This is a genomic window from Dolichospermum flos-aquae CCAP 1403/13F (assembly GCF_012516395.1).
GTDB classification, from domain to species: domain Bacteria; phylum Cyanobacteriota; class Cyanobacteriia; order Cyanobacteriales; family Nostocaceae; genus Dolichospermum; species Dolichospermum lemmermannii.
In genome coordinates this window covers 1,900,058-1,919,810 of the sequence record NZ_CP051206.1, presented here as the reverse complement: position 1 = coordinate 1,919,810, position 19,753 = coordinate 1,900,058, and the positions used below count along the sequence as shown (strand labels likewise).

The window sequence follows — 19,753 nt, the reverse complement described above, 5'->3', positions numbered from 1 at the left end:
AAGCAGGAGTCAGGTTTCGCATTGATAAATAATTATTATAATTGTCAAAGACATATTACAATTATACCCCATATATCTATTTATCAAAAACATTAATAAAATCCTAATAACCCACATTCCGCACCCCAAAATGTTACAGAGGGAAATTACGGAGATGAAAATCAAAGGAAGCATCAAAACAAACAGATAAAGTGAAAAAAGGCATTTGAGAAACAGTAAATCACCAAAAATGTCATCAAAATCTATTCTCAATAAGAAGCAATAAGAATGCACACCACCTGGAGAGGTCAATGAATAAGCGAAAGGAGATATTCAAGAAATAATTATAAGTTAGACTAATCAATTAAAGTAAAAAACGAAATTATAGACATAGTAAAATGGAGCTATAAATCAAAGAGATTAGCTCATCTTTACTCATAGAAATTAAATTGATAGAGATGATAATTAGCTGACTAATTGATAGTAACGTAAACAATCATCTGGTAAAAGACTCAAGATAAAATCTCTGTCCTTATTCCAATTAGAAATATGTTTCTCCTGATTGAGTGTAACCAAATGAATACACTGAAAGCATTGAAAAATCCAGCGTAAAGTAGGACGATTAGTTGCTTTGCCTAATTGATTTTTAATTGTTGATTTAGACTCCAAAAGAGCATTTCTAATATGACGTTGAGCCAAAGTATAAACCAGTAGACATAAACCCATAATCATTCCCAAAGACTCTATTCTCTCAGGACTTTTGAGGAAAATACTGTCGGCAAAAAATAATGGGTCTTTGAGAAAACCAAACCCTCTTTCACATGATTGTTGAGCTTTATATTCCCTGAGCATAGAATCATTGCTTAGTTCCTTTGAATCTAAAACATTTGTCGCAATAATAAAACGTCCCGCACTCAGCAATTCTGTATTAATTTTACTTTCATCCTGGGAGACTGTAGCTGATATTTGATAGGATATTTCTCCTGAAGTATCTTTTTTATTAGATTTTACTTGAGTCACCGTACTTTCGTGAATTTGATGATATTTGAATTGTTTTGATAATTTTGATAATGCCTTGATAGCATCTGCAACACATGCAAGTCTCTCTTGTGATAACTTTTTCAAATCTTGCACAGCTTTTGATTCTGCTTTGGTAATTTTTTGTGTGAGCTTATGCAGGTCTGATTCTTTTCTTTCTTGACTTTGCACTACTAACCATCTTTGTTCTATCCCTGCATAATTTTGGATTTTTGATGCTAATTTATATCCTGGTATTGTACTATCAATAAATTCTGATTCTGCTAATGTTGATATTAATGATTTTGCTGCTTTTATGCTTAATGGTACTCGACATAACCAACGTAATTCTGACATCATTTTCAGGTTTGATTCTGTATATAAAGCAGCGTCAGCAACCATGAGACTATTAACTTCTAATTGTTTTTGATATTCTACTGCTATTTTACCAAAACATGATGAGTCAGCTTGGTTTCCCGATGCTAGTTTTAAAAATATTGGTATGTCTCCATCTCCTGAACATATCATTTCTATGATAAACTGTTTTAAGTCTGGACGATGGTCACGAGAATAACCGTAGGTGATGGTTATTTCTTTTGGTGATTTTACTGCTAATTCTTCTAATTCTTGGTTATTTCCTACTTTTTGACTCTCAAATATTACGAATGGTAAGCTAGTGTTATACTGCCCATGCACGTGCATTGATGATGAGTCTAGATGTGATGTTGATAGTGATACTCCAAATTTTTGAGCAGCTTTTAAGGCTATGATAAAAAAGATTGTATCTAAGCCTTTTATAAACAGTTTATCCATGACTCTCCCCAATTTATCGTCGTTGAGATATTCTGGTTTTACTCCTGCTCCTATTAAATGCTCACAGGCTATTGTTTCAAAATATTTGGGAAACATATATAACGGTTTGGAGACAAATCCTAACCCGTTTATTATCATGGCTTTTACCACTTGACCTGCATTTACTTTTTCGTCTTTTTCGACTCCTATTAATTCATTTATTATTTCTACTATTCCGATTGAATCTATGATTCCTGCTACTATCCCTAGATGGTCTATGTTCTGAATTTCCATTTCTTGAGGTTTTAATTTCACAACAGTTTCCTCTCATACTTCTGTTGTTATCAATTATTTCTTATTTGGTTATCAATTCATTTTTTTCTTTTGTTACCAAGTTTCACTTTCTCACACCATTTCGCTTTTAATGCTATTTATTATCATTAAGCATCTTAATTTTTGAATTGACTTTAGTTATTATGTACTACTTTAAGGGCTTTTTTGATCTGTGACAGTTTGGGGTGCGGAATGTGGGTTGTAATGTTGATTAAATCCGCAGGATGGTCTTTAACTTCGGCGGCAGAACTGACAACAATTGCTATCAACTTTTGGGCAGCTTTATCATAAGGTTTTATACCTAAATATTCTCGAATTGCCTGTTGATAATTACGCCTTTGGCGCTCGGAGGGAATAGCTTTTCCCCATTCACTCTATTTCCGTTTGAGCAAGGATCTCGGCTCAATGCCATTTAGATCCCCGACTTCTCTAAGAAGTCGGGGATCTTGTTATACATAATTATTTTCCCATGTTTCGTTTGAGTTTTGGTAGAGTCGAAGGCGGGTATTATCCCTCGCTCCTCTCTGTTAAATCTGGGCGTGCGACTTTCACCGCACCCAGCTTTCGATGTTCTTAGCTTTCGCGTTTGCTCATGTGAATATAATCGTGGCAGCTTTCATGAATGGCTAGAAGGTTTTTAGGTTTTCAATTGTTATAAGTAAGTAGACGAAAATAAATCAAAGTAGATTAAGTAATGTAAAAAATCTGGAGATGATTTCGTAGTAAGGGCTTCAGCCCTCAAATGAGGAATAAATTCCTCACTACAAACTTTGAATTATTCAAGCCGTTCTACTTAGTTTCCATCAACATGATGCAAATGTACCTTCTCATCACTGAGCATTTTTAATCCACAATGTCCACATTTATGGTTTTGCCGTTGGAGGGCTTTAGAGGTATTGTTGTTATGGAGCTTACTATTACGCTCGCTCCAATAACTCAAATCTCCGTCCTGGGGCGATTTTTCACCTTTAACATTGATGTGTTTATTTTCGGAGTAAGGAACTGCTGGGAACGCCTTGTCTAGTAATTGCTTGCTAGTGTAGCGATTTTGCTTAGTTTCCTTATTGAATACCTTGAAAGCTCTGTGTTGAATGTGGTATAGCGAGTTACGCGACCCGTCCATCTTGCAGAAGCGGTGGTAGTTCCTCCAACCTCTAACTACAGGGGCTAATTTCTCAGCCTTTGTGGTAGCACCATAATTCGAGTTGTTGACGATGTGTTTTACTTTCTTACGAAAAGCTTTGTAGTTATCCATTGAGGGAGTACATCTAAACTTCCCGTTTTTCTGGACTTTGAAGTTCCAGCCGAGGAAATCAAACCCATCTGTCGAGGCGGTTAGCTTTGTCTTTTTCTCACCGACTTTCATTCCCCGCTCTGCTAGGAACTGACTAATTTTGTCAAGTATTTCTGTGGCATCGTCTTGTGGTCTAAGTATTATTACCATGTCATCCGCGTATCGGATTGTTGGCTCAATAATCTTTTCCCTTGAGGTTTTGTCTGTGATTCTTTTTTTAGAGTCCTCATGGTATCTATGAATACTTTCAATCCCATTTAAGGCGATGTTGGCTAACAGTGGACTTACCACCCCACCTTGCGGTGTTCCTTGTTCGGGAAACTCTGGGTTGACTCCGGCTTTGAGACATCGGAAGATTCCTTGTCTTATACTCTTAGGAGCGATGAGTTTATCCATAATGGCGGAGTGGTTTATCCTGTCGAAGCATTTTTCGATATCGAGTTCTATAACCCTTTTATCCATTCCATTTGCGCTGGAGTTTAGATTGTTGAACAGTTGTCTTTGTGCATCATGTGCCGAGCGTCCCGTCCTAAACCCATAGCTTTTAGCATGGAAAGTTACTTCGTGTGCTGGTTCTAATGCGTATTTGATGAGGCATTGATACGCCCTATCTGCAATAGTGGGGACTTTGAAAATCCGGGTTTTACCATCCTTTTTAGGGATGGGTATTTCACGTAATCCCTGGTGTTTCCAGTTATTAGCTTCGGTTCTAAGTTTTTCACTTAGTTCAAACCTTTGCTCGAATGAGAGCGCGGTTTGACCGTCTATTCCCGCTGTCTTTTTCCCAGCATTTAGCTGTGTTACTTGACGGATAGCCAGTAATCTTGCGGAGGTTGATTTCAGAATCAGCTTTTGTAAGGACTTCGCTTTGCGCTTGTCTCCAACAAGAACAGCTTTATACACGCGTTTTTGTAGGCGGAATAAGTTACGGCGGAATTTCTTCCAAGGTAACGTTTTCCAGGATTCACTAGAGTTTTCTCTGTGTCTAATCATGCTCTGCGACCATTTGTGTATTCTGAACACCTCAGACCAATTACGGTCTGTCCTACCCGAATTGAGGGAGTTCCGCTGCTCGTCCAGCCTACTTATAGGGTTCGACCGCCCTTAGACCCTCAATCCGTTTTTATTCGTTCCCTCGGTTAGATTGTTCGTTCCCTTAGATGTAGCCAATTCAACCATTGGATTCCCTGGACTCTTACCGCTACCACTAGAAAGTGCGGCGGGAATTAACTCCAATGAAGTCAGGTTTTGGTATTGTGTCCTGCTTAGATGTAGGTTGCTTCTTTAGGCTCTGTTTCACCGTAGGAACTCCCCATTAACGCCAAGTGTCACCCCACAACGGATGTCTGATTGCGTCCTGTTCCCAGCTTCACCCTCTAGAAACCGAGTCTAGTCAGTGTGGGTAGGTAGGGAGTCATACCTGAGTCTGGTAGATGGGACTTTCACCCATATCAGACCGAGAGTTCAACCTTTCTCCATGATTGGATTGGGTTGGTTAGCTTATGTACGGGCTGTTTACCGTGATTCAACTAACAACGAATCGCACTCTAATTCATCTTGGGTTTCCCAACGGCGAAATGTATTTTCTAAATCATCAAAGTTACTATTAGAATTAGTAGATGTATTCCAGCCATGAGTTTCAGTTTCTAGTTTTTGTTGGGTTTGTGCTTTGGTTCTAGCTGTTTGTGCTTCGGCTGCTTTGGTTTGTACTTCTTGACGACGGGTTTGAATTTTGCGAAGTAGTTCTTGGGATTGGTTAATGCGTTCTTTTAAACCTTGCATTTGTCCCCACATTTGATTTCCTTCTCGCAGTAGGGCTGCTTCTCGTTCTTGGGCTGGGGTGGCTAAGTCTTGTCTACCTACGGCTTGGGCTTTTTGAATCCGAATATGCCATTTTTGGATTTCTTGGGCTGTGCTGAGAATTTCATCTTGCGATCGCTTCTCTTGCAATTGTAACTCAGCAATTAACTTTAATGTATCTTCTTCTTGTTCCCGCAGTTGTTCTAAAAGTGCTTCTAACTCTAAATGAGGGTTATTCCGCAAGAACTCTTCTAAACGACTTTCTAAAAACCGACTTAAATCATCAAATAAACTCACTGTTAAAACTCCAACTATCGGATATCTTACTAGTTTATAACAGAGAACAGGGAAATTTCCTTCTTTCTCCTAAGAACTGACAACTGACAACTGTACGGGCGAAGCATTTGGAGAACTATTTTTGGCAATGACCGATAATTTATCTTCCAAATGCTTCGCCCCTACTAACAACTGACAAATTAAATTGGTGTTACCCAATATTTAATTCCTTGGATAGTTTTTTGTTGTAATCCAAATTTGGGTAAATCATCTTCACTCTGGCTTAAATAAGTCCAATGGGGAAGATCACTAACTACAGTTTGAAACCAACCATTTTCATTTAAAGCCTGTCTTTGGGTTGATGTTGATACTTGTAAATCAATTGCTAATCCCCACAGATGTTGTGACGTACCGGGGGGTGCAACTAAACCGAGAATTTTTGTTTCTTTTCCGGCTTTGACTCTTGCTAATGTTTCACTATTTGCGTATTTATTCCAAAATCTTAAATTAGTGGCAAAATTGCGAAGACAATCACCAGCATAACCTGATTTAAGGGGAATATTTTCTAAACTTTTCGCCTTATTTAAAGCTGCTGCTGCGGTTTTTTGTAAATAACATTCTTGAGTGCCATCTACTAAAGCTATACTCATTGTCTTCTGAAAAGATTTTGTTTCTGATTCGTTATCTAAAATCACTTTTTGTGGTAAATTAATTCCTGACTCTTGATTAATAAATACTGTTCCATAGGAACGTAGTAAAGTATATTCAAAAGTATCATCCTGGGGAATGGTGGGGATTTTTTTGGCAATTGTTGCTAAAAACCGTTGTTGATCATCTAATTTCTGATCGGGAATAAATGGTATATTTATAGATGACTTTGAATTGTCACAAGGTAAGCTGGAATTAGTTAAACATTCTTTGGCAATTTGGGGAGTTAGTATTAACTGATCTCGAAAAACTTTATGGACAGAAACCAAGGTAACACTCACAAAAATAATTATAGTTACAAATGCTGCTATTTGCAGAATTGGTTTCATAAAAATATTACTTATTTTGAAAATTTCGATTTCATCATATCCCACAATTTCCTAGAATTTATGTTATTAAGACACAATGTCAGGATTCATATCCCCAACTTCTTCAAGAAGTCAGGGATCTGGTTTTTTGTCACTTGAGGTAAAATTAGTGTGTATAATTATAGGATAAAGTTTATTTCTTAGGTTACAAATAGTTATATTAACAACCTTTACACTTAATCATTTTTAACAAAATATGAAGTTAAAAAACTCCCGCATCCAAACTTTAATTATTTATAGCATACTCAGTGCGATCGCTATCGTGATGCTGTTTCCATTGTTATGGTTAATCAGCACAGCACTAAAATCACCAACGGAAAATATTTGGCAGTCACCACCCCAATTATTACCTAGTCAGCCAACACTAGAAAACTTCTCTAAAGTTTGGCAATTTTTACCATTCGCAACTTATTTATACAACAGTATCCTAGTATCAGTATTAACAGTTGGTTTAAATTTGTTGTTTTGTTCCTTAGCGGCTTATCCCTTGTCCAGACTATCATTTGTGGGCAGAAATGGGATTTTCATAGCCATTGTCTCCACAATTATGATTCCCTTCCAAATTGTCATGATTCCTTTATATATTTTGACAGTGCAACTAGGGTTGAGAAATAGTTACTTAGGAATAATTTTTCCTAGTTTGGCATCTGCCTTTGGTATATTTTTATTACGGCAGGCTCTAATAGGTGTGCCAAAGGAAATTGAAGAAGCGGCTCGTTTAGATGGTAGTTCTGAGTTAGGATTGTGGTGGCACATCATGCTACCTGCCATTCGTCCAGCGCTGATTACTTTGGCTATCTTTGTCTTTATTGGTGCTTGGAGTGACTTTTTGTGGCCTTTAATTGTCATCCAAGATGAAAGTTTATATACTTTACCCTTGGGGGTAGCTAAGTTAGCGGGAACATTTTCTTTAGATTGGCGGTTGGTAGCTGCTGGTTCAGTAATTTCTATTACTCCAGTGCTATTATTGTTTTTGTTTCTACAAAAATATATTGTTCCTACGGATACAGGGAGTGGAGTCAAGGGCTAAAAATGCCGATAAACAAAGAGCTTAAATTTAGATTTAGAGCGAATTATTATTCCTTGTCCTATTACATTGACAAGTGATACCTATGCCATTAAAGCGTATTTTAAAAATCAATGACCAATTCTCGTTTACAGTTATTAGTCTTAAGCAATGGTCACGGAGAAGATATCATTGCTGTTCGGATTATCCAGGCTCTACAACAATTATCTTCTCCACCAGATATTTTTGCTTTACCAATAGTAGGTGAAGGACGTGCTTATCAACAAATAGATATTTCTATGATTGGTAAGGTGCAGACTATGCCTTCTGGTGGTTTTATATATATGGATAGCCGCGAATTAATGCGCGATCTGCGGGGTGGGTTGGTGCAGTTGACTCTTAATCAAATTCAATCTATCCGCAGTTGGGTAAGTTCACAAACCAAGTTAGGTAATCCCAAAGCTATTCTAGCGGTGGGGGATATTGTTCCCCTGTTGTTTGCAGCAGTGAGTGGTGCTAATTATGCCTTTGTAGGTACTGCTAAATCAGAATACTATGTGCGCGATGAAGCGGGATTATTACCGAGAAAATCAAAGTCCGCATGGTGGGAAAATTTTTCTGGTTCAATTTACCATCCTTGGGAAAGATGGTTGATGAGTCGTGGCCGTTGTCGGGCTGTGTTTCCTAGAGATGCTCTGACTACGGAAATTCTCAAAAAATGGCGAATTCCCGCTGTGGATGTGGGGAATCCCATGATGGATGGTTTGCAGAAGATTTTTACCGCACAACAGTTTTATCGTCCTGATGCTGAACTCGAAGAAGTGATTCGGCCTTTGATTGTGACTCTGTTACCCGGTTCTCGTGCGCCGGAAGCTTACAACAATTGGGAAATCATCATGATTGCTGTATCTGCGCTGACGGCTAGTTTACGACAACCAGATTCCATCTTTCGGGCTGCGGGGACGATGATTTTTTTAGGGGCGATCGCTCCTGGTTTAGATTGTAGTATTTTATCCCAAACTTTACACATTCAAGGTTGGCGACGGTGTGATCAATCTCCTTTAGCAATTTCTGACCCTGATAGCTTGACTTTTAACCAAAAAAATGCTTATTTTATCCTGACCCAACAAGCCTATAATGAATGCTTACATTTAGGTGATCTGGCGATCGCTATGGCTGGAACAGCAACAGAACAATTCATCGGTTTGGGAAAACCAGCGATCGCTATTTCTGGTCATGGACCTCAATACAACCCCGCTTTTGCAGAAGCTCAAAGTCGGCTTTTAGGAATATCTCTCACCCTCGTCAACCAACCATCACAAGTTCTCCCCGCTATCCAATCTCTACTCAAAAATCCTGACCTCTTACATGAGATTGCTGAAAATGGGTTGCAGCGCATGGGACGTGCAGGTGCAGCACAACGGATTGCAGAATGTTTGCAGGAAAAATTAAACTACCAACCCAGAACGTAAAGCCCGCACGGCTGCTTGGGTTCGATCATCAGCACAGAGTTTATTTAAGATATTGCGAACATGAGTTTTTACTGTACCTACAGTAATATATAATTTTTCGGCGATTTGGCCATTGCTGCAACCACCCACAATCAATTCTAAAATTTCCAGTTCCCTTTGGGTGAGGGGATAAGTTTCTAAAACTTGTTCATATTCTATTTCCAGAGCTTCGATTTTTACAGTTTTTGGCTTGTCCAATGATTGATGATCACCGGGGACACCTTGACGCATTTTTCGTAATACGACACTAGCGATCGCTGGATCAATCCAAGAATTACCATGAAAAGTTGCTTCTACAGCTTCAGTAAATTTATTAATACTTGTTTCCTTCATATAATAAGAATCTGCTCCCGCCGCAAAAGCCGCTAGAACTGCATCTTCAGTATTATTCATCGTCAAAATCAAAATTTTCGTCTGAAATTGTCCCGTTTCTGTCTGATAACGTCTAAATTTACGCGTTAGCTCAATTCCACTCATATCAGGTAAACCAATATCTATCACAGCCACATTTGGCTTGATTGTTTCTAAAAGTTTTAGTCCTTGAGTCGCATTGGCTGCCTCACCAATCACCTTAAAGCCGCTGTGTGACTGCAATTCAGTTTTGAGTCCCATGCGGGTTAAATCGTGATCTTCAATTAATAGAATACTAATCTCACTCATAAGAATACCCGGTAAGTGGGAAACTCAGCGGCTTTAGCCCTGAGAGGGATGGTATGGCTAACGCCACGCTACGCTATCGATATGGCTCACCAGCCACGGCACGGGCAGTTCGACAAGTGTTACAGTGAGCTTGTCGAACTGCTCACTGACCACGGTTTTAACCGCTTTGAATATTTTTTCATTACCGCCTTGGAGTTAAGAAATTCGGGGTACTTTTGTGGTGTACTTTCAACGGGACAATTACCGATTCAAATTTCCCAACTCTGTACGCATAATGTGTTGCTCCGAAGAGCCTCCCTTTCGGGGTGATGTTAGCTTCGTCAATGTTTTAAGAGCTTTTTAGACTTGCAACACTGTTTCAGTGACTTTAAAACTGTTTAATTGCAAATGACAGAGCAGGGAACTAGCTTCGCATTCCAGGGTGTCGTGACTCAAAAAACGTAGTCAGTGAAGACTTAGACTGGTCAGTACAGCTTGTAATAAATTACAAGCTCAGTCCCTTTAGGGCTGAGTTACTGACTATTACACCCATGATAATTAGACTACCTCTGAAGTAGTGCTAATAGACAGAAGGTTTTGTTTTTTAAGAATTGTATTCAATTTACCCAACCTTGAGCATATACGATCTGTGAACCATTAAACATCTACCAATAGGAATAATGAATAATTGATTTTTGAATTTCAATAGATGCAAAAATCTAGCTAAAGACATATAGATATTTTTCCCAAAACAAATGAGATTATTGAGACAAATCAGAAAAATTACAGTTACACCATGATCACCAAATTTACAATGGACTCAACACGGCAGTTCCGCAATGCGGAGGTCAAAAATCAAAAATTAAGTAGGTTAAAAAGCTGATTAAGTCAGCTTTGCAACTAAGTAGGTTAGCATTGAAAATCGTCGTTATGGCACTAGGCAAGAGGCAATACTTCGACTTCGCTCAGTAACCAGAGGCAAGAGTGAAGAGGGTTTGGGCGATTTTACTTTTCGTTACATATTACTCTTCGAGAAGCCGCTCCGCGTCTACGGTTTTTTTCCGTTCACCTACTTACCTGCTCTAAAAACCAATTCATCCGCAGGAGGTAAGTGATCCTTATTTAGCAATTATTCCTACTCTTTAAGTTTAAATACTTACGCTAATGGTACATAATGTTTCCATGCAACTCTCACTAATGGGTGAGGACAGTTAATGAATTAGTAATTTACAATGTTTTTAACTGGATAAAGTATTTTATTTTATTTGGGAATAAATCTGCTAATTCAGCAAAAAATCATGTTGATTATTTGTACAATCTAGAGACTGTAAAAACAGAAATGCTGAACATAAATCTGTATTTAACAGCAAAAAGAAAAACCGATGGAAGAACCGCTAAAAATTTTAGTTGTAGAAAATGATCAGGTAGACGGCTTAATAGTAAGTTTAGCTCTGACTAAAACAGGTATTAAGATGGAAATTGATGAAGTTAAGGATGGGAGTCAAGCCTTCTTTGCCCTAATCCATAATCACTATGATTGCATATTTCTCGACTATCACTTACCAAATCAAGACAGCTTAACATTAATTCATAAATTACAATCTTCAGGGATTAAAGTTCCTTTAGTAATTCTCATAGATTCAGGAGATGAAAAAATAGCCCAAGAGTGGATAAAATTAGGTGCTACCGAGTATTTTATTAAGTCTAAATTATCTCCAGAAACCATAGCTCAAATGTTACGCAGTGCAATTCGTATTCACCATACGGAAATGCAGCTAAATTTAGCAAATCAACAGCTTAAAGAAAGTCGTGAACAGCTAATTTTACAGCAGAAAGAATTCACAGCACAGCAGCAGCATATTCAAGAACAAAACCTCAATATTTTGGAAGCATCCAGTTTAAAATCACTATTTTTAGCCACCATATCCCATGAACTAAGAACTCCCATGAATGCGATTATTGGATTTTCACAGATTCTATTACGTCCTAAATTTGGTGAATTGACAGATCAACAACTGGTCATGGTAGAGAAAATTCTCAATAATGGTAAAGAGTTACTGATCAAGATCAATGAAATTCTGGATTTTTCTCAGCTAGAATCTGGGAAATTAGCACTAAAGCCAGAAATATTGGATTTATCAGCAGTTGTTAGTAACGTAGTTACAGAAATCCGCCCCTTAGCTGAGGCCAAAAAGTTATCTTTGTTAGTCAAAACAGACTTAGAGAATACATCAGTATTTAATGATGCAGCCCGATTACGGCAAATTTTAACTAATTTACTGACCAATGCTGTTAAATTTACAGAATCTGGCAATATTTGGGTAGAAATTCGAGAAACACCTAAAAATCAAGTTACAATAACTGTTAAAGATACAGGAATTGGGATTGCTTCTCAAGATTTTCAAAACATTTTTGCAGCATTTCATCAAATTGATCAAGGTATCAGCCGTAAATATTCAGGGACAGGTTTGGGTTTGGCTATTATTGATTCACTAGTGGGGATAATGGGAGGAAAAATATGTGTTGAAAGTCAATTAGGAGTGGGTTCAACGTTTAAAATAGAATTACCCCGAAGAATCAATTTAGCAGCAGATTTAGGTAATGTAGTTTTTAGTTCTCATCAGCATCATTTTCATTCTGTATATTCCCCGAACAAAGCTTTAATGAATTATCCTCATATCAGGTTGTAGATTACCAAAAAGTTAACTATGTCTAATTTAAAAAAAGACCGAATTTTGTCTGTTGATGATGTCCAAGATAATCTCGATGTAGTGAGAACACTTTTAGAAAGTGAGGGATATCATGTTGATTCAGCTACCAATGGTCAAGCAGCTTTAGACAAAGTAGCAGAATTACCACCGGATTTGATTATTTTAGATGTGATGATGCCGGGAATAGATGGTTATGAAGTTACACTACGGATTCGGAATAATCCCGAAATCAACTATATTCCGATCTTACTCCTGACAGCTTATAACGAATCTAGCGTTGTTAAAGGTTTAGATGTTGGTGCTGATGATTTTATTTGTAAACCCTTTGAGACAGAAGAACTATTAGCAAGAGTGCGATCGCTGTTAAGATTAAAGCACAGTATTGACGAACAACGAAAAATGACACTACAGCGAGAAGACTTTGTTTCTCGTCTCACCCATGATTTACGTACTCCCTTAGTAGCCGCTGATCGAATGCTAAATTTATTTCTGCAAGAAGTCTTTGGTCAGATTCCTTCAGAAATGAAACAACCGATTCATGTGATGATTCGCAGTAATCAAAATCTTCTGGAAATGGTGAATACATTGCTAGAAGTTTACCGTTTTGAGGCTGGGAAAAAAACCCTCAACTTTGAATCATGTAACTTAACAACAATTGCGGCTGAAGTAGTCAGTGAACTAACTCCCCTAGCACAGGAGAAAAACTTAATTTTAAAATTGGATACCCATGAATTAAGCCCAACTGGAAATAATGGGGGAATAGTTAACGGCGATCGCTTAGAATTACGACGAGTGTTTAATAATTTAATTGGTAATGCGATCAAATTTACTGATACAGGTAGTATAGAAATTCGCATTTTTGAAACCTTATCCCCAATCAATCATCTAAGTGAAGTAGTCATCGAAGTTCAAGATACAGGTTATGGCATTGCGGCAGAAGATCAGGGAACAATTTTTGAGCGCTTTCACCAAGGACAGAATAAAAGATCAGGTAGTGGTTTAGGACTACACCTTTCCAGCCGGATTGCTGAAGCACACAGAGGTAAAATAGAAGTTTTCTCCGAACTGGGTAAAGGTAGTATATTCACAGTCAAATTACCTAAAATCACTGAATAATTATTAATGAATGTGCTGCACTTCTAAAGTTGAGCATAGCTCAAATTTTCTACCTAGTAACCGGTAGATAATTGCTGCCAATTCCTCAATCATATAAGGTTTAGTGATGTAATCATCAAACTTTGCTTCTAGAATATGTTGTTTATCTTCACTCCCAGTTAAAACGGTAACAGCAACCACGGGAATATGACAAGTTAATGATTCTTGCTTTAGATATCGAATAACGTCTAGTCCACTCATACCTGGTAAAAAAATATTTAATAAAATTAAATCAGGTTGGTGTTCTTTCGCCATAAATACTGTTTTTGAACTTTCTTTTTGACAAATAGACTGACAACCAAGTAACTCAAGGGTATAACCCATTAGCAGTAGACTATCATCATGATTTTCTACCACTAAAATTAAAGGCTGTTGATGTTTTTTCCGTTTCTCATCACTCATGAATGAATGCGCTAGATACATCTCGTCTCCAGAGTAGTTAATGGGGAGTAGTGGTTTTTTTGGGCATAATAGACAAACTTGTAAATCCTCATTGGTTATTATCTCAACCGATTTGTAAGCATTCAGCTATCAGCCAAAAGCCAGAACAGCAAAAAAGAGGAAGTGTTAATTATCCTGTATTTCTGAATTAAAAGCTGTATCAGATGACAACTGACGGCTAAATCCTGACACCAATTTGAACAGGAAATAAAAATCCAGCTTTAATACTTTTAGCAGATATATTTTGATTATATGCAAAATTGTCAATAAATTTATTTAGAAAAATCAACAAATTCATAACTCGTGTAAAATAGTTGACACAACCTCTTTTTGTGTAATCTAGCAAGTTCCCTAAGGACAGGCTACACCAACAGCGGTAGGCAGTAAAACCTTTTTGGTGTAATGCTATAGTATGTTACATAAATAAGTGTGATCAAAAAGTTGTGCATCATTGCCTGTTTCAACAGAGAATAATTTGACTATGGATTTTGACTATTTCCGAACCAACGAAAGTAATAACACCAATAAGAACTTTCAACACTTGTTATCTAGTGGTTGGCGGCCATTTCACAGAGATTTTGATTGGGAATACTTCGGTAAAATTTTATTTCATGATACTCAAGAATTAACCCAGAAAAGTATTAATTTAGTCAGCTATTATGCTGATGCTCTAGCGAGAAAAGAGTATGCTTGGTGGGCAAATATTTTAAATTTAGCTTCAGATTATACCCGTGGTGAATTCCAAAAATATTGGAATTATATTACACCAGATATGCTCACCCCAGAACATCGCCATAAAGACTTTTTGACAACAGAAACACCTCTCGTTCAATTTGTCAGTCGTAATAGTATTCCCATTGACTATGTTCTGAATCTTCTCCAAGAAATAACCGTTTTACGAGTTTTGAAACTATTAGAACGTCCTGATGTTATCACTCAATATTACTCAGAAAGAGACTTTTATTTCCCCGTTGAAAAATTTGTGAATTGGGAAAGGTTAGATGTAGTTAATACAGTTTATGCCTATTGGTCAGAACATGATATTTGGCTACAGATTGAAGCTTATGAAAGAGGTAGAAGAAACTACACTTTAATGGCCAAAAATATGCAGCCATTAATTAATAAAGCCACCTATGATTTAGCAGTAATGCTGAGTGGATATCAAAGTCGTGTCGGGAAAGTTCATAGTCAGTATCCATTGCTAACATTTCCCCAAGACATTCAAAATTTTACTGACATAGTTCAACAAACAATTTTAGATCAAAATCAATTAGCCGTTGTAGTCCATGGCGCACCAGGTACAGGAAAAACAGCATGGACACAAAGTGTGGCTAAGGAAATTCTTGTTCCTTTAGGATATGTAATTTTCATTTTAGATCATGATGCCATTACTAATTTTGTGCCGCCAACATATTTAGAAAAGATTTGTATTATCATCAATGAAGCTGATAATTTAGCTCAAGATCGAGCTTCAGAAGTAGCACAATATAACAACAAAACCGAGCATATTCTAGCCTTATTAGATGGGACATTATACCAAAGCGTAATTGATGAATCTGTGATGCAAATGCAACAGAAATTAGTAATACTAATGACTTGTAATACCACAGAAAGATTAGATCCAGCCATGTTACGTAAAGGTAGGGTAGACTTAATCTGTGAGTTTAGCAAAAAATTTGTTTAATAAAACAAAGAACAAGAAACAAGATCCCCGACTTCTTAGAGAAGTCGGGGATCTAAATAGGGGATCTAAATAACACTAAATAACACTAATTACCTGCACTATGAATAAACAAGAACAACCAGTAACGCGATTATTTTCTCACCTAAAGTTTGATGATAATAAATTTCAACATCAACCTGGTAGTGTTTTTGGAAATACAGCTTTAATTGTCGGAACTACTATTGGGGCGGGGATTATTGGATTACCTGCGGTAACTTTACCATCTGGGATTATACCATCTACAATCCTACTTATTACTGTATGGCTGTATGCTTTAATTTCCGGTTTATTAGTTGCAGAATTGACTTTAAATGTGATGAGAGTTGAGGGTATTTCTCATATAGGTTTATTAGCAATCATAGCCAAGATTCTCGGTAAACCAGGAGCGAGAATTGCCGGAATTGCCTATATATTTAACCACTATGCCCTCTTGGTGGCATATATGACCGAAGGTGGCAAAATTTTAATAACCACAGTTGATCAAGTTTGGGAATTAGAACATATTTCACCTCAGTGGGTAGGAACAGTAAGTTTTTTTCTAGTATTTGGCAGCCTAATGTATTGGGGTAAAGATAGATTAGTAGAAAAGATTAATGGTATATTTATTATTATTTTACTAATTGCTTTTTTCGGTTTATTAATATTAGGGGGAATGCAATTCCAAAACTCTCAACTTCTAGTACAAAATTGGCAATCTATTGGTAATGCTGTTGCTGTTATTTATGTAGCAATGTTCTTTCATAGTATTGTTCCATTGGTTGTAACTCAATTGGAAGGAGACATTCCCAAAATTCGACGATCTATGATTATTGGTTCAGTGATTCCCTTGTTCATGTTTCTAGCTTGGAATGCGGTTATTTTAGGCTGCATGACTCCAGATATTTTATCGCATAATCTCGAAAATGAGAAAGTATTTGATCCACTGGAAATTCTCCGAACTGGTCAATCAGGAGAATGGTTTGCTGTGTTATTATCAATTTTTTCTGAATTTGCAATTGTGACATCATTTATTGGGATTACTTATGGGTTAACAGACTTTTTTAAAGATATTTCCACCATTACCAAAAGCGAAATTTCTCGTTTACCTCTCTATTCTTTAGTGTTGCTTCCACCTCTGAGTTTAGGAACATTTAATCCTACCATCTTTTTTCATGCTCTAGAATATACTGGCGCATTTAGTGCTTCCATTTTAGGAGGAATTATGCCAGCATTAATGAGTTGGAAACAAAGTCAAACACCAGAATTTACTAATGGTAACTATCAAACCTTAGTTCCTGGGGGAAAAATAACATTAATATTGATTATGGTCGGGGCATTATTTTTAATATGTAGACAAATTTTGGTAATATATCAATTCTAAAAATGAATAATTTTCGGTTAATGAAAATTAGCAGATTTCTGAGTAAGCTGATAAAAAGTGAATAAAACCTCTCTTATCGGATAATGACAAGAGAGGATTTGGAGCTAAAGTCCGGTAGGGTAATCGGGCTACTTAATATTTAATATTTATTCGGCTTGAATCCAGTCCCCCCTAAGATATATAAAATGATGATTATCATCTGCAATTGGTATCATTTACGAATTTGCATAAAAAAAATCCCTTGTTTGTATAGTGCAAACAAAGGGATATGCTGTTAAAGTTCGTCAGGTGATCGGAATATTTAATCATTTAATATTTATTTGGTATGTCATGATTCCTCCATTGGGTAGATAAAAATTGCCGACAGGAAGATATTATTGTATCTTTTCAGACTATTAAGATAAATACATTTCTTCATATATCATCTTTATGGAGAAATCATGAATTTATCAATATATCCAACAAATTCTCCCAAACTAGGAACACTATTAGCAAGGTGTATATATATAAACTCGTAATCTAAATTAGATGCAAGTCTATTGAGTTGTTTCTCGCTTTTGTTATAACCTTTTCCTGTATAGTTATAAATAAGTTCCATATCCTTAGTAGGATGAGGTCTTTGTTCCATATCATCAGTTTGAGGATTAAATCCAAACATTGCTTGAATTTGCTCTGTGTTCTGTTTTACCTTCTACAAAAATAGCTAATTTTTTCACTCCTCTATATGCTCCTCATTATCAAATCCTTTTAAGTAAAATTGAGTTTCAAAAAAATCAAAGTTATTTAACCCAATAAATTTAAAATCATCAAATATTTGCTTTGAGTTATGTATGTTATGAAGTTTAGCTAATCCTGGTTTCCTCTCAATTACTGACCAATAATCTAAAGGAACACCATTCATAACAAAGCTGTCATTAGTTGTCATGATTAGTTGTACTAACCCAGTTTCTGCTTTTTTGATAAGTAGCTCAATCATTGCTGATGATCTTTCAAAATCGAGTCCTTCACCAATATCATCTATTAATATACAACTAGGCTTTTTAGCTAATAGTGAGTAGTTTATTTGAATAATTAAAGATAATACTCTAAACATCCCTTGAGATATTATTGATTGTTCAGTTTTATCTTTTAAATCACTTTCTTGAACATAAATATATTGCTGTTTTACTTCTGGAAAGTAGGAGTTATCTTCTTGAAAAATCGAAGTTGATGGCGTTTTAGTACCAATTTCATCTATTCTGTAACCAACCAATAACATATCTGACTTGATAGATTCAATAAAACTTTCTCCTAACTCTTTTTCTCCTAATTTGAATATGCGAATTACATGATTTTTATTGTTGAAGTCTATATTTTTTTTGATTATCGCAACGCTTTCGCTGTTAATTGCATCAAGACTACTTCTGCCTAAATCCGTTCCAAATTCGTAATACCTCAATAAACTTGCCCAAGTGTAAACTTTGTCAAAAAAAGGATGCTGGATAGAATCTCTTCGATGGAAAGCAGCGACTTCATTAGTAGGTGTTTGAAAATCAATTTCTTTTTCTAATTGTTTAGCCCAAATTTTACCTTTACCTGATTTATCTCTCATCAGCCAACATTTAGATCCAACAGTGTAACTTTCTTCAATTACTAGACTATTCTCAACTTTCAATATGTAGACTTTTTTATTATCTCCGTTATAAGAATCAAAAGTTAGTTTCCACTCTCTTAACCTACCATCAAGTCTACTGAGCTTTTCTTCACCAGATAGAAAATCTGATAAAAATTTAATACTTCTAAGTATTCTTGATTTGCCAGAAGCGTTTTTACCAACGATTAAGTTTATATTGCCTAATTGACAACCATCTAAACGCCATTCACTTGGCAAATATTTATCTTGACAATATTCTAAAAAGTCTAATCTCATATAGTTTTACTATTTACACTTAATTAAGGTAACAATAACTTATTCTAGCCTATTATAACTCACTACTTACCCAAAAACAACACCGCGATAAATTTCCGCTATCGGTAATTCAACCCCAATTGACTCCAAAGAAATGGATTTTTCTAAATTATTAAAATCACTTAACAACCAACCTTGAGATTGTTTACTATATTTCTCGATGAAAGGTTCATCTTGTTCAACTAATAAATATTCACAAAAACTGCTAATTGAACGATACATCCGAAACTTGCTTTTGCGGTCATAATCTGCTGTTGAAGGAGATAATACTTCCACAATTAAAATAGGATTTAAAACTTCATCACTGCGATTTTCATTTAGTTGCGGTTCACCTGCAAAAACCATCACATCTGGATATAATCCGCGTTTATATTCAGGAATCCATAGGCGTAAATCGCTATTAATTGGCTCAAATTTACTATCAAGTAGCAAAAACTTGAGAAATGCAAAAATATTGCCACCTATCCGGCTGTGGTTGAGTGATCCTCCAGACATTGGTACAATTTCTCCATTATGATATTCACTGCGCCCTTCAGCTTTTTCTTCAATGGCGCGATATTCATCTAAACTATAACGACGCTCAACAGTGGTAATCATCATGTTGTAACCGATTACATTGAAGTGATCATGATTATAGCAAAATTGGGGCGATCGCTAATGTGAAGGTCTAAAATTTTCTGGTAAGTGATAGA

At 36.4% G+C, this 19,753-nt stretch carries 16 protein-coding genes; 6 read left to right on the top strand and 10 right to left on the bottom strand.

Features of this window, described 5'->3' with window-relative positions; translation table 11 throughout:
- Positions 1 to 444 precede the first annotated feature (444 nt).
- The 5 genes from HGD76_RS09325 to HGD76_RS09305 all read right to left on the bottom strand — a co-directional run bounded on the left by HGD76_RS09325 (position 445) and on the right by HGD76_RS09305 (position 6,528).
- On the bottom strand, positions 445 to 2,082 hold the full coding sequence (locus HGD76_RS09325) for an IS1634 family transposase (RefSeq protein WP_168697410.1): 1,638 nt from the start codon (positions 2,080 to 2,082) through the stop codon (positions 445 to 447).
- A gap of 173 nt (positions 2,083 to 2,255) precedes the next feature.
- Positions 2,256 to 2,438, bottom strand: coding sequence for a hypothetical protein (locus HGD76_RS26240; protein WP_407644811.1), 183 nt, complete (start codon positions 2,436 to 2,438; stop codon positions 2,256 to 2,258).
- A gap of 476 nt (positions 2,439 to 2,914) precedes the next feature.
- Entirely contained in the window at positions 2,915 to 4,408 is a 1,494-nt protein-coding gene (locus tag HGD76_RS09315; RefSeq protein WP_168695614.1) for a reverse transcriptase domain-containing protein, read from the bottom strand.
- A 522-nt stretch (positions 4,409 to 4,930) separates the two neighbouring features.
- Entirely contained in the window at positions 4,931 to 5,512 is a 582-nt protein-coding gene (locus HGD76_RS09310; protein ID WP_148763916.1) for a TIGR04376 family protein, read from the bottom strand.
- A 179-nt stretch (positions 5,513 to 5,691) separates the two neighbouring features.
- Positions 5,692 to 6,528 carry a D-alanyl-D-alanine carboxypeptidase family protein gene (locus HGD76_RS09305; RefSeq protein ID WP_168695613.1) on the bottom strand — a complete coding sequence of 279 codons (837 nt, stop codon included), beginning with the start codon at positions 6,526 to 6,528 and terminating at the stop codon, positions 5,692 to 5,694.
- Between the two features lie 235 nt (positions 6,529 to 6,763).
- On the opposite strand from HGD76_RS09305, the gene HGD76_RS09300 reads away from it, so the two are divergent.
- Positions 6,764 to 7,597 (top strand): carbohydrate ABC transporter permease, encoded by an 834-nt coding sequence (locus HGD76_RS09300; protein ID WP_015078444.1) that lies wholly within the window; start codon positions 6,764 to 6,766, stop codon positions 7,595 to 7,597.
- Positions 7,598 to 7,707: 110 nt separating this feature from the next.
- Positions 7,708 to 9,045 (top strand): lipid-A-disaccharide synthase-related protein, encoded by a 1,338-nt coding sequence (locus tag HGD76_RS09295; RefSeq protein WP_015078445.1) that lies wholly within the window; start codon positions 7,708 to 7,710, stop codon positions 9,043 to 9,045.
- Here the strand turns inward: HGD76_RS09295 and HGD76_RS09290 are convergent.
- A complete protein-coding gene (locus HGD76_RS09290; RefSeq protein WP_015078446.1) occupies positions 9,022 to 9,744 on the bottom strand; it encodes a response regulator transcription factor in 723 nt (240 codons plus the stop codon). The two genes, HGD76_RS09295 and HGD76_RS09290, sit on opposite strands and share 24 nt — an antisense overlap.
- A gap of 1,361 nt (positions 9,745 to 11,105) precedes the next feature.
- On the opposite strand from HGD76_RS09290, the gene HGD76_RS09285 reads away from it, so the two are divergent.
- Entirely contained in the window at positions 11,106 to 12,413 is a 1,308-nt protein-coding gene (locus HGD76_RS09285) for an ATP-binding response regulator (protein WP_168652273.1), read from the top strand.
- Positions 12,414 to 12,431: 18 nt separating this feature from the next.
- Entirely contained in the window at positions 12,432 to 13,550 is a 1,119-nt protein-coding gene (locus HGD76_RS09280) for a hybrid sensor histidine kinase/response regulator (RefSeq protein ID WP_168695612.1), read from the top strand.
- 3 nt (positions 13,551 to 13,553) lie between these two features.
- Here HGD76_RS09280 and HGD76_RS09275 read toward each other — a convergent pair whose 3' ends face one another.
- Positions 13,554 to 14,012, bottom strand: coding sequence for a response regulator (locus HGD76_RS09275; RefSeq protein ID WP_148763928.1), 459 nt, complete (start codon positions 14,010 to 14,012; stop codon positions 13,554 to 13,556).
- A gap of 499 nt (positions 14,013 to 14,511) precedes the next feature.
- Between HGD76_RS09275 and HGD76_RS09270 the strand changes: the two genes are divergently transcribed.
- Both HGD76_RS09270 and HGD76_RS09265 read left to right on the top strand, forming a co-directional pair.
- A complete protein-coding gene (locus HGD76_RS09270) occupies positions 14,512 to 15,714 on the top strand; it encodes an AAA family ATPase (RefSeq protein ID WP_168695611.1) in 1,203 nt (400 codons plus the stop codon).
- A 100-nt stretch (positions 15,715 to 15,814) separates the two neighbouring features.
- A complete protein-coding gene (locus tag HGD76_RS09265) occupies positions 15,815 to 17,113 on the top strand; it encodes an amino acid permease (protein ID WP_168695610.1) in 1,299 nt (432 codons plus the stop codon).
- Positions 17,114 to 17,540: 427 nt separating this feature from the next.
- Here HGD76_RS09265 and HGD76_RS09260 read toward each other — a convergent pair whose 3' ends face one another.
- The 3 genes from HGD76_RS09260 to HGD76_RS09250 form a co-directional block, all read right to left on the bottom strand.
- Positions 17,541 to 17,771: a hypothetical protein gene (locus HGD76_RS09260; RefSeq protein WP_168695609.1), complete on the bottom strand. Its 231-nt coding sequence runs from the start codon at positions 17,769 to 17,771 to the stop codon at positions 17,541 to 17,543.
- A gap of 54 nt (positions 17,772 to 17,825) precedes the next feature.
- Positions 17,826 to 19,022 (bottom strand): ATP-binding protein, encoded by a 1,197-nt coding sequence (locus HGD76_RS09255; protein ID WP_168695608.1) that lies wholly within the window; start codon positions 19,020 to 19,022, stop codon positions 17,826 to 17,828.
- Between the two features lie 66 nt (positions 19,023 to 19,088).
- Positions 19,089 to 19,658, bottom strand: coding sequence for a Uma2 family endonuclease (locus tag HGD76_RS09250; protein WP_168697408.1), 570 nt, complete (start codon positions 19,656 to 19,658; stop codon positions 19,089 to 19,091).
- Positions 19,659 to 19,753 lie beyond the last annotated feature (95 nt).